Annotated in this window: 10 protein-coding genes, 1 other RNA gene and 1 riboswitch; of the genes, 6 read left to right on the forward strand and 5 right to left on the reverse strand. The window is 60.4% G+C overall.

Annotated features, from left to right (window positions below; translation table 11 throughout):
- Positions 1 to 3: 3 nt before the first annotated feature.
- Positions 4 to 1,755 carry a DNA polymerase III subunit gamma/tau gene (locus ACR0DB_RS20995; RefSeq protein WP_480552786.1) on the reverse strand — a complete coding sequence of 584 codons (1,752 nt, stop codon included), beginning with the start codon at positions 1,753 to 1,755 and terminating at the stop codon, positions 4 to 6.
- 138 nt (positions 1,756 to 1,893) lie between these two features.
- Here ACR0DB_RS20995 and ACR0DB_RS21000 point away from each other — a divergent pair, with 138 nt between their 5' ends.
- Positions 1,894 to 2,391: a protein-tyrosine phosphatase family protein gene (locus tag ACR0DB_RS21000; RefSeq protein WP_480552788.1), complete on the forward strand. Its 498-nt coding sequence runs from the start codon at positions 1,894 to 1,896 to the stop codon at positions 2,389 to 2,391.
- Between the two features lie 2 nt (positions 2,392 to 2,393).
- Here ACR0DB_RS21000 and ACR0DB_RS21005 read toward each other — a convergent pair whose 3' ends face one another.
- Positions 2,394 to 2,801, reverse strand: a complete 408-nt coding sequence (locus ACR0DB_RS21005) for a hypothetical protein (RefSeq protein WP_480552789.1) — start codon at positions 2,799 to 2,801, stop codon at positions 2,394 to 2,396.
- Positions 2,802 to 2,885: 84 nt separating this feature from the next.
- Positions 2,886 to 3,104: riboswitch (cobalamin riboswitch) on the reverse strand.
- A 136-nt stretch (positions 3,105 to 3,240) separates the two neighbouring features.
- Here ACR0DB_RS21005 and ACR0DB_RS21010 point away from each other — a divergent pair.
- A complete protein-coding gene (locus ACR0DB_RS21010) occupies positions 3,241 to 4,119 on the forward strand; it encodes an alpha/beta hydrolase family protein (RefSeq protein ID WP_480552791.1) in 879 nt (292 codons plus the stop codon).
- On the opposite strand, the gene ffs is transcribed toward ACR0DB_RS21010, so the two are convergent.
- Together ffs and ACR0DB_RS21020 are read right to left on the reverse strand one after the other, a co-directional pair.
- An RNA gene (gene ffs / locus ACR0DB_RS21015) (signal recognition particle sRNA small type) lies at positions 4,114 to 4,212 on the reverse strand. The genes ACR0DB_RS21010 and ffs overlap by 6 nt on opposite strands.
- Before the next feature lie 39 nt (positions 4,213 to 4,251).
- A complete protein-coding gene (locus ACR0DB_RS21020; RefSeq protein WP_480552792.1) occupies positions 4,252 to 6,093 on the reverse strand; it encodes a bifunctional 2',3'-cyclic-nucleotide 2'-phosphodiesterase/3'-nucleotidase in 1,842 nt (613 codons plus the stop codon).
- 180 nt (positions 6,094 to 6,273) lie between these two features.
- Here ACR0DB_RS21020 and nudC point away from each other — a divergent pair, with 180 nt between their 5' ends.
- Together nudC and ACR0DB_RS21030 are read left to right on the forward strand one after the other, a co-directional pair.
- Positions 6,274 to 7,254: an NAD(+) diphosphatase gene (gene nudC, locus ACR0DB_RS21025; RefSeq protein WP_480552793.1), complete on the forward strand. Its 981-nt coding sequence runs from the start codon at positions 6,274 to 6,276 to the stop codon at positions 7,252 to 7,254.
- A gap of 40 nt (positions 7,255 to 7,294) precedes the next feature.
- The gene (locus ACR0DB_RS21030; protein WP_170791135.1) at positions 7,295 to 7,762 is read left to right on the forward strand and encodes an SRPBCC family protein; all 468 of its coding nucleotides are present in this window, start codon (positions 7,295 to 7,297) and stop codon (positions 7,760 to 7,762) included.
- Positions 7,763 to 7,905: 143 nt separating this feature from the next.
- Here ACR0DB_RS21030 and ACR0DB_RS21035 read toward each other — a convergent pair whose 3' ends face one another.
- A complete protein-coding gene (locus tag ACR0DB_RS21035; protein WP_480552795.1) occupies positions 7,906 to 8,736 on the reverse strand; it encodes a prephenate dehydratase in 831 nt (276 codons plus the stop codon).
- 119 nt (positions 8,737 to 8,855) lie between these two features.
- On the opposite strand from ACR0DB_RS21035, the gene ACR0DB_RS21040 reads away from it, so the two are divergent.
- Entirely contained in the window at positions 8,856 to 9,365 is a 510-nt protein-coding gene (locus ACR0DB_RS21040; protein WP_170775003.1) for a c-type cytochrome, read from the forward strand.
- A gap of 170 nt (positions 9,366 to 9,535) precedes the next feature.
- Positions 9,536 to 11,440, forward strand: a complete 1,905-nt coding sequence (locus ACR0DB_RS21045; RefSeq protein ID WP_480552797.1) for an extracellular solute-binding protein — start codon at positions 9,536 to 9,538, stop codon at positions 11,438 to 11,440.
- Positions 11,441 to 11,443: the final 3 nt, after the last annotated feature.

Genomic DNA, 11,443 nt, shown 5'->3' on the forward strand with positions numbered 1-11,443 from the left:
GGGTTAGTCCTCCTCGAACGGGTCCCATTCGTCTTCGACCTCGGGCAGGGCTTCGGTTTCGACCTTGGCGGCGCGTTCTTCGGGGGTTTCGATGCGTTTGATCTTGGCTTTGGGGAATTGAGCAAGCACCGCCTGCACCAGCGGGTGCTGTTCCGCCTCGGCTTTCAACGCCAGATCGGCGGCGTCGCGGATTTCGGCGATGGTTGCTGCCTTACCGTTGGCGTCAATCGTCACCGCCCACCGATTGCCGGTCCAGCGTTGCAGTGCGGTACCCATGCGAGCGGCCAGGTCGGTTGGGGCCGAGTCCGTCGGTGTGAATTCGATCCGTCCGGGTTGGTACGAAACCAGCCGGACACCGTTTTCGACCTCGACCAGCAGTTTCACATCCCGGTTGGTGCGGATCAGTTCGACCACATGTTCGAAGGTAGGGTAGCGGGCCAGAGCCGTCTGCACATCCTGCGCCAGTGCCGCCGTCGGTGCACCTGCTCCGCCGCGGACGTGTGGCGCATAGGCAGAGGCCTCGGGGGCCTGCACGGCGTGCGGTGAGGCGGTCATTCCGCCGCCGGGTCCGCCATTGGGTGACGGAGGCGGGGTGTCTTGCAAACGTTTGATCAACTCTTCCGGGCTGGGCAGGTCGGCAACATGGGTCAGGCGGATCACGGCCATCTCGGCGGCCATCATGGCGTTGGGGGCGGCTGAGACCTCTTCCAGAGCCTTCAATAACATCTGCCACATACGGGTCAGGACGCGCATCGGCAGGGCCTCTGCCATTTGCTGACCGCGCGCGCGTTCGTCGGGGGACACGGTCGGGTCTTCGGCGGCATCCGGCGTGATTTTCACGACCGAGACCCAATGGGTGATCTCGGCCAGATCGCGTAGCACGGCCAGCGGGTCGGCGCCTTCGGCATATTGCGCGCCAAGCTCAGTAAGCGCCCCGGCGGCGTCGCCGCGCAGGATCATGTCCATCAGGTCCAGCACTCGGCCACGGTCGGCTAGACCCAGCATCGCACGCACCTGATCGGCGCTGGTTTCCCCGGCACCGTGTGAAATCGCCTGATCCAGCAGAGAGGTCGCATCCCGCGCCGAGCCTTCGGCCGCGCGGGTGATCAACGCCATCGCGTCCTCGGCGATTTGCGCACCTTCGGCCTCGGCAATGCGGCGCAGCAAGCCGATCATGTCTTCGGGTTCGATCCGGCGCAGGTCGAACCGCTGGCAACGCGACAGAACCGTCACGGGTACTTTGCGAATCTCGGTGGTGGCAAAGATGAATTTCACATGCTCGGGTGGTTCCTCAAGCGTCTTGAGCAGCGCGTTGAAGGCGCTGGTCGACAGCATGTGGACCTCGTCGATGATGTAGATCTTGTAGCGGGCCGAGGCCGCGCGGTAGCGGACGCTGTCGATGATCTCGCGAATATCATTGACGCCGGTGCGGCTGGCGGCGTCCATCTCCATCACGTCCACATGGCGGCCCTCCATAATGGCCACACAATGTTCGCACTGGCCGCAGGGTTCGGTGGTCGGCTTGCCCTCGCCATCGGGGCCGATGCAGTTCATACCCTTGGCGATGATACGGGCCGTGGTGGTTTTGCCGGTGCCGCGAATGCCGGTCATGATAAAGGCTTGCGCAATTCGATCCGCCTCGAACGCGTTTTTCAGCGTGCGTACCATGGCGTCCTGACCGACTAGATCGGCGAAGGTTTCCGGGCGGTATTTGCGGGCAAGAACCTGATAGGCGGGGCTGGGCGTGTCGGTCATATCTGCTCTGTCGGATTCGGAGTCCGATGCAGCGTAGTGACCCCTGCCGCCCACGTCCACAGCAGCAGCGCAGGAAATTCGATTTGCAAGCAAGGACGCAGGCGATACATCATCGGTGCAGATTGATCGGAACGTGCCATGAATAATTTCGCCATCTATTCCCTGCGACTGGGGCCGGGTCGTCTGGGGATATCTCCGCTGCCCGGCGCGGGAGGTGACTATGCGGCCGATCTGAAGACGGTGCAGGACTGGCGACCGGATCTGGTGATTTCAATGACCACAAGCTCTGAGATGAAAAACCTGGGAGCGGCGGCGTTCGGTGGCGATCTGGAGCGGCACGGGGTCGAATGGGCTCACCTGCCGGTCCAGGATTTTGGTGCGCCGGATGCGCGGATACAGGCCATTTGGTCCAATGTCAGCCAGCGGGCCCGTGCGCTGCTGTCCGGCGGCGGAGGCGTTTTGGTCCATTGTCGGGGCGGCTGCGGGCGATCGGGTATGGTTGCTTTGCGGTTGATGACGGATAGCGGACTGCCCGCAGATACCGCTTTGCAGATGCTACGGACAGTACGTCCCTGCGCCGTCGAGACCGAGGCGCAGATGGTCTGGGCCACTTCGGCGGCCCGGACGGGCAGCTGAATTCAGGCTGAAAGCTGGTGTTCGGTCGGCGCGGCTGGCTGGGGCGCCGTGGTAACCACTTCCATCATCGCGCAGGGCGGTGTCGGCAAAAGGCTGGCTGCGTGGGCGGTGAAATCTGCTCCGAACAACATATCCGCATAGCGATCCAGCCGCTCGGCCGGAGTGTCGGCGGCCACACCGCAGAACACCCGGATCTGATCGGGTTGGGCGCGAAACCGGGCCGAGCACCCTTCGGCGCAATGGGTCAAGTCGCTGCTGCCTTCGATCTCGAACGCATCGGTTGTTGCCGGACGGGCCGTGGCCATTGCATCCGTCAGGGCGCGTGCCATTCGGGCCAGTGCCGGGCATGGGGCGTCGGTTTTTTGGCATACCGTCGCGGTGAATTCGTGGGTCTTGGTCTTCCAGATCATGATGCGCCCTCCGCGCGCTGGACGAGGGGCATGGATCAGGTGTGACAGCGTGCTGACGACCTGTCCCGGACACCCCGCCCGAGTTTCGGTTTTCGTTCGATGGCAGGTCTCCTGACTTGCGGGTCGTGGCTTTGCCGACCTTCCCAGCCTTTCGGCCAGTGGTATCTCGGCATTGCTCACCGCTTACAGTTGCGGGGGCAGTCTCGGCCTTGGTTCGTTCCGGCAATGCCGGGCAGAACCGCACCGTGTTCCCTTTTCATCCTATCCCGAAAAGGGACAAGAACCATCACGCCATCGCTAGCGGTTGAGCGGGCTTCGAGTCAAGCGCCATTGAATCCCGGCGCGACGTTGGGTCAATTTCCCCACGGCTTGACTCTGATGACGGAACAGGGCCGACTGCGCGGGTGAACTAAACAGTTTAGAATATGAGGCGCGGGCGATGTTGGACAATACGCATCCTGTTTTGACCGAAGATGTCCAGTTTCCGTCTGGTTCGGCGATGCTGTCGGGGCGGCTCTATCTGCCTGCCTTGCCTCCCAAGACAGTTGTGGTGATCCATGCAGCGACCGGCGTGCCCCGCGACTATTATCAGCATTTTGCCCATTGGCTGGCGGCCGAGCAGGGTATGGCTTGTCTGACCTATGACTATCGGGATTTCGGCCATTCGCTGACCGGCCGATTGCAGGACTCGCAGGTAACTATGGCGGACTGGGCGCTGGTCGACATGCCCGCCGCCCGCGCGGAAATGCGCAGACGCTTCCCGGACGCGGAACAATGGAGCATCGGCCATTCCGTTGGCGGAATGTTGGGCCCGGTTCAACCGGATATCGCGCAGATTGACCGCATGATCTGTGTTTGCTCCGGGCTGGTCACTCTGTCTGATCACCCGTGGCCGTACAAGGCACTGGCGGGGTTGTTCTGGTATGGCCATGCGCCGCTGGTTGTCAAAGCGGCGGGGTATTTGCCGGGCAGGGCTTTGGGCTTTGGGGCTGACTTGCCCGCGCGGGTCTACTGGCAGTGGCGTAGATGGTGCACGGCACCGACGAACTACCTGCCCGATTTGGGCAAGACCCTGCCCGAGGCGCACTGGGCCGGGCAGGGAGTGCCGGTCGATCTGATCGCATTCGACGACGATCAGGTGGTGCCGCCCAAAGCGGTGTGGCGCCTGGCCGAGCTTTATGGCCCGAATGCACGGCGTCGGTTGTTGTCACTGTCAGATTTCGGGGTGAAAGAGATCGGGCATATCGGCGTGTTCGCCCGTCGCAACGCAGCGGTCTGGCCGCAGCTTATTGCCCGGGATCATGTGGGAGATAAGTGAGAGGTTGGACATCGACCCAAGCGGGGCTCGTTGTGGCTGCTTCCTTCCGGACCTGACCAGGTTGGCGAGGCGCTCGCCCGCGCCAACCTCTCAGCACGCGATATAGGCAAGTGCGCGGCAAATGACAACCCGTCAGAGCGTCAAATGGATCAGCAGAAAACCGGCCTCGTCCTCTCCAGCGATGTTGGGTGCAAATTCGGCGATGTCGTCCAGATGATGCCAGGCCTTGTGGCCTGTACGCAGAACCGCCAACGCCCCGGCCACAGAGGACAGACGGAACGGACGCTCGAACACGGTGCCGGAATGAGGCCCGGCAGTCACGTAGTTTTTGACCAGATCTTGTAGGGGCAGAATCGGCAGCGGAACGCGCGTCGCCCGCCCGGCAAAGGGGAAGTGCCCACCGCCATTTGCGCGGTAATTATTCAACGCCACCACAAAGGTCTGCTCTGCATCCAAGGGTTGGCCTTCGAAACGAATCTCGCGGACGCGGCGGGCCGATGGGTGCAAAAGTGCCCCATCTGCGCCAAACCGAGCGGGCTGGCTAAGGTCGATCCGGTATGTCAGCCCATGCAGGACGTCAAAATTATGCCCCGCGCGGTCCGAGGCCAGCAGATCGCATCGTTGGCCGGGGATCATCCTGTTAAAGACGCCTGCGGACATTTCCAGCCAATCTTCGATTTGCGAACCGGTGACGGCGACGGCCATCATCTCATCGGGAAAGACGTTCAGGTCCGTCACATGGCGCAAGCAGATTTCCCCGGCTGGGACGTCGGTAAAGAACCGAGGCCCGGCACGCCCGCCGAATTTCGACGGGGACACGGCGGACAGCATCGGGCAGTCCCGATAGTCCGTATCCTTCAAAAAAGGTCGCAACGCGAGGGTTTGAGCGGCGGCCACGAAAGCCAAGCCCCGGTCATAGCCGCAAAAGCTGAAATAGCTGTGCATATGCTGCTTTACTTGCCCTACGGGTTCTGCCACCCGCCGCCGCGTCTCGGCGTGGCCGGTGGCAAGTAGCTGCGTCAGTGCGGCGTCTTCATCTGACGCCTCTGTCGAAACCGAACGCACCTGCGCGTGTCCATGAAATACCTGCCATCGGTCGTCCAGTGATGTGCCGAGGGTCAGATCGATGACGCCCAGATATGACCCCGCCGCACCGGGCATCACGACGGGGGTGCTGTGCACCAGCCCGCGATCAACGTCGATATAGCCGCTGTATTCTTGTTCAGGGCTGGGAAAAACCATATGGGAATGCCCGCCCGCAATGGCGTCGATCCCGTCGATGGCGGCCAACGGTACCAACGCGTTTTCCATGCCGGGCGTGTCTTGCGCCGGACCGAACCCCGTATGCGCCAGCGCCACAACGAGATCGCAGCCCAGTTCGTGCAGTTCAGCGACTTTGCGGCGCGCACAGTCAAGGATGTCGCCGATCTGAACTGCACCTGCCAGCTTGTGCGCCTCCCATTTTGCGGTCTGGGGTGGCAGGACCGAGAATATGCCGATTGCAAGCTCGTGCGCGTGCCCTTGGATTTCGACCTGACGCCTGACAATCGTGTGCTCCTGCCAGACCTGCGGGCTGGAGGATTTGTGGGCATTGCTGCACAGAACAGGGCAGGGGGCCTGCCGCATGATCCGGTCCAGCACGTCCAGACCAAAGCCATAATCGTGATTGCCCAGCCCTATAGCATCGTAGCCCAGAAGGTCGAAGGCCTGCATCAGAACATGGCGCTCGGGGTGTTGAGCCACGGCCCAGTCGCCCAGCGGCGTGCCCTGGACCGAGTCGCCATTGTCTACCAGCAGAACCAACCCGTCCTGTACCTCGCTTCGGGCCTTGCGGATCAGGTCTGCGGTCCGGGTCAGGCCAATCGTCGGTTCGTGCCTGTCAGTGTAATAGTCATACGCCGTCAGATTCATATGCAGATCGGACGTGGCCAGAATTCGCAGTTGGACGGTTTGAGAGGAAGGAAAAGTCGACACTACTCTACTTTAGGCAGTTTTTTATTAATCATTTTCAACAAAAAGAGTGTTGCGTGCAATTTTCAAGGCGGACCTGCGGTCTTTCAGCGGCAGCGGGTGTTTTTTCGGAGTTCCATGAATACCCATTGCAACCCCAGAACCATCGTGGCAGCCCTATGCGCACAATCTGGGGGGCATGCAATGAAGAATGCAGAGTTTGTGACGTTCGGCGGATCAGGGCTGGACCGTGCGGCACATATTCGGGGCGATGCCGACGCGCTGGCTGGCCTGGTGGCGGACCCGAATGCCAAATGCCTGCTGATATGGCGCGGCAAACCCCTTGTAGAGGGTGAGGCTTCGGATCGGTTGGGTCTGATCCCGGTGTCTCATGCGCTGGTCGAAAACGGACCGGGCGGAGTTGCGGATGGGCTGATTTTTCTGGGCCTGTCGGATGGTGTCCCGGTCTTTGCTGCCGATATCTCGAATTGGGAGCCTGACGGGCAGGATTTGTCTGAAGTAGGTGGTTTCGTGGATGGCTCGGAACAGCAGCATCCTGACCTGCCAGACAGGTTCGTATTTGCCGAGCTGCGCCGGATCATGACGTGGCTGTCCCCGCGTGATGCCGAGCTTGCGGCGACCGCCAAGGCGGTAATCGGCTGGCACGAAACCCATAAATTCTGCGCCCGCTGCGGCGCGGCCAGCGCGATGACGCAGGCCGGATGGCAACGAAGCTGTCCCACGTGCAGCGGCCAGCATTTTCCGCGCACGGACCCGGTGGTGATCATGCTGATCACCCATGGGGACTCGGTACTGATGGGGCGGTCTCCGGGTTGGCCCGAGGGGATGTATTCGCTGCTGGCGGGTTTTGTCGAACCCGGCGAAACGCTCGAAGCTGCTGTGCGCCGCGAAGTGTTCGAAGAGGCGGGCGTGCCCGTCGGCGCTGTCACCTATCTGTCCAGCCAGCCCTGGCCCTTCCCGGCCTCTTTGATGTTTGGTTGCGCGGGTCAGGCGCTGTCGCGTGACATCTCGATTGATCCCGTTGAAATTGAAGATGCCATGTGGGTCAGCAAATCCGAGATGATGCAGGCCTTTGCCGGTGAGCACCCGGTTCTGAAACCTGCCCGCAAAGGGGCCATTGCACATTTCCTGTTGCAGAACTGGCTTGCAGATACGCTGGACTGACGAAATAGAGACGCAATAGATCAACGAACTAAAGGTCGGAATGCAGTTCACAGTACAGGAAGATATTCAGGCACCGATCAACGCCGTTTTCGAAATGGTCGCCGATTTCGAACGGTTCGAACGTATGGCCATGCGCCGCGGGATCGAGGTGCGGCGGCTGTCCGGCCACATGGGGGTGGTGCCGGGCACCAAATGGCAGGCCGATTTCACCCTGCGGGGCAAGCCACGCCATGTTGAGATAACAATGGCACACAGCGACCCGCCCGCGCAAATGCGGTTCGAGGCAATCGGCAAAGGGGTCGGCGGTGTCACAGAGGTTGATCTTCTGGCTCTGTCCCAACGCCGTACCCGGTTAAGCGTGGATGTAACGCTGACGGCCAAATCCCTGCCCGCGCGGCTGTTTCTGCAATCGCTGCGGCTGGGCAAATCGCGGTTCCGGGCCCGGTTCCAATCCCGACTGACCGAATTCGCCCGCGAGATGGAGGAACGACACCTGCACGGGTCGTAACACCCAAACGAGCGATCTTATCCTGAGACAGGCAACCTCACACGATGCGAAGATCGGCGTCAACAATGCCGAGGGGCTGGCCTATTATCAGGCGATGGGATTCGTGGACTACCGCCGAATTGACGGCGCGCGCTGCAAATCCTTCACCTTGTGACCGCCGCCGGGTAAACGCCTAGCACTTCGACATTTGTGGTGAAATGCTCCAGCTCTTCCATCGCCAGTTGCACATTGCGGTCGTCGGGGTGCCCCACGATATCGGCATAGAACTGCGTGGCGGTGAATGAGCCGTCGACCATATAGCTTTCCAGCTTGGTCATGTTGATCCCATTCGTGGCAAACCCGCCCATCGCTTTATATAGCGCGGCAGGGATGTTGCGGACCTGAAAGACGAAGCTGGTGATCATTCCGTGTTCACCGCGTCGCGTGCGGTCTTCCTCGCGTGACATTACAAGGAAGCGGGTGGTGTTGTCGTCATTGTCCTCGATATGGCGTGCCAGAACGTTCAGGCCATAAATCTCTCCGGCCAGTTCGCTGGCCAGCGCGGCCGAGTGAAGTTCGCCCTGTTCGGAAACTTCGCGCGCGGCGCGGGCATTATCGGGACTGACGCGCCCGTGGATGTTGTGTTGTTTTAGAAAACCCGCGCATTGGGGCAGAAGAACCAGATGGGAATGGGCCTCGGTCACATCGTCCAGCGTGGCACCCGGAACGGCCAGCAGGTTGATATGGACGCGGACAAAGGCCTCATCAATGATGTGCAGCCCACTATGGGGCAGCAGGCGGTGAATATCGGCCACGCGCCCATAGGTCGTGTTCTCAACCGGCAGCATCGCCAGATCCGCCGCGCCCGAGCGCACCGATTCGATCACATCCTCGAAAGTGCGGCAGGGCAGGGCCTCCATATCGGGGCGTGCGTTACGGCAGGCCTCGTGACTATAGGCGCCGGGCTCCCCCTGAAATGCGATACGTTTGGTCATTTGGTCGATTCCGTGCAACAAGTTCCAGAATTGGGCGTTTAGTCGCGGTGTCTATACCTTGCCTCTTGTCAGGGGAAGCCTTAGACACCCCGCAGACAGCTGAAATGGACTCGCGATCAATGTTCGACACGATGACAGTTACCAAGGCCGCCGCAGGCCTGTTTGGCACCTTCCTGGTGCTGCTTCTGGCCAAATGGGCCGCCGAAGGCCTGTACCATGCCGATGGTCATGGCGAGACGGCCTCGTACATCATTGAAACCGAAAGCGCAGGCGAAAGCGCCGACGGTGAGGAAGTGGTGTTCGAAGACCTGCTGGCCGCAGCCGACCCGGAAAAAGGCGCACGCGTTTTCCGTAAATGCACCGCTTGCCACAAGCTGGAAGACGGCGCGAACGGCACAGGCCCCTATCTGTATGGCATCGTTGACCGCCCTGTGGCGTCGGCCAATGGCTTCACCGGCTATTCGGCCTCGATGCAGGCCCATGGCGGCAACTGGACACCCGAAGCGCTGGACGCCTTCCTTGAGCGTCCGAGCGCCTATATTTCCGGCACATCCATGAGCTTCGCGGGCCTGAAAAAGCCGCAAGAGCGTGCCGACCTGATTGCCTATTTGCAGACCATCGGCAACTGATCCTGCGAATAACCCGAAAAAACAAAGGCCGCTGCCCCCTGCAGCGGCTTTTTTTGTCTAAACAGAACTTCACAAAGCGCTCACGCATTCTAAACTTGAATTTGTAAGTGCTGGTATTTTAGCTGGCGAACGCAAGATTAAAACACGTGATGCAACAGGGGATGAGCAACATGAGGTCCAACCGGGAAATCGTTCAGGCGCGTGTATTGGACTTCAGAGGCGGGCTTTGGGCTCTGATGGCCGGTATGGTCATGGTGATGTTGATGGTACTGCCGGGGCGGGCCGAGGAAACGATAATCAAAAGTCACGGTTTCTCGGAATTTGGTGATCTAAAATATCCCGAGGGCTTTGCGAATTTCGACTACGTCAACCCGAACGCCCCGCGCGGAGGAGAGCTTTCCTATGCCGCGCAGGGCACGTTTGACAGTTTCAACCCCTTCACCCGGCAGGGGCGAGCGGGCGCACGATCTGCAGACCAATACGAATCCCTGTTGATTGAGTCTTATGACGAGCCTGCCTCGTATTACGGCTTGCTCGCAGAAAGCCTCGAATACCCGGAAAGTCAGGAATGGGTCATTTTCAATATGCGGCCCGAAGCGCGGTTTTCTGATGGAACGCCTGTCACGGCAGAGGATGTCGTGTTTTCTCACAATCTGCTTTTAGATCAGGGTTTGAAGTCTTACGCCGAGGCCGTTCGCAAGCGTATCCCCCGCGCCGAGGCATTGGATGAACATCGAGTCAAATTCTACTTTGCCCCTGATATCCCGCGCCGGGCGCTGATCTCTCAGGTTGGTGGCACGCCGGTGTTTTCCAAGGCTTGGTTCGAGGCGGACCCGGAAAACCGCCGTCTGGACAAATCTCGCCTTGAACCGGGCATCGGGTCGGCCCCCTATCTTCTGGACAGCTACGACATCAACCGACGCATCGTTTACAAGCGCAATCCCGACTATTGGGGCGATGAGATTAACGTGAATGTTGGCCGGAATAATTATGACACCATCCGCATCGAGTATTTCAGCGACTCGATTGCCGCGATGGAGGGGTTCAAGGCCGGAACATTCACTCTTCGGCAGGAAAACAACTCGAAAAGCTGGGCGACGGCCTATGATTTCCCGGCGATTGCAAATGGCAATGTCCTGCGGGTCGAGCTTGAGGACGGCAACGTCCCGTCGGCCTCTGGTTTTATCATGAACCTTGACCGGCCTCAGTTTCAGGACCCCCGCGTGCGCGAGGCGGTTCAACTGGGCTATAACTTCGAATGGACCAATGAAAGCCTGCAGTACGGCCTGTTCCAGCAGCGCGACTCGTTCTGGCAAGGCACGCATCTTGAGGCAGCCGGCCTGCCCGAAGGGCGCGAGCTTGAGGTGCTGCAAAGTCTAGGCGATGCGGTGGACCCTGCTGTGCTGACCGAAGAACCGGTCTCGGCCCATGACTCGCGCCCGGCCCGTCAGAATGACCGCCGCAACCTGCGTGCTGCGATGCAACTGTTGGATGAGGCGGGCTGGAAAGTCGGAGACAACGGCATCCGCAGCAATGACAATGGCGAAGTTCTGAAGATCGAGTTTCTGTCGGACCAGCCCACTTTGGATCGGATTATCCAACCATTTGTCGACAACCTGCGCGCCATGGGGATTGATGCGACCTATAACCGGGTCGACAACGCTCAGTTCACACTGCGCCGTCGGGATCGGGATTTCGACATGATCTTTGGCGGCTATCCGACCTCGTTGCAGCCATCCACAGGGCTCTATCAGCAGTTCGGGACCGAGGCAGCCGCGTATTCGGTGTTTAACCCGTCGGGCGCGCATGGCCCCGATATCGAACCGCTGATCGACAATATCGTCGCCGCGACTGACAGCGAAGAACTGCACGCCAATGTGCGGGCGCTGGATCGTGTGCTGCGGGCCAAGCGGATCATGGTTCCCACCTGGTATCTGGGTAAATACTGGGTCGCCTACTGGGACATGTACGAGCACCCTGCGAATCTGCCGCCCTATGCGCTGGGCGTCGAGGACCTGTGGTGGATCAACGCCGAGAAAGAAGCCGAGTTGAAATCCTCGGGCGCCTTGAGGTAATCC

It is taken from the genome of Ruegeria sp. AB6 (genome assembly GCF_056542685.1).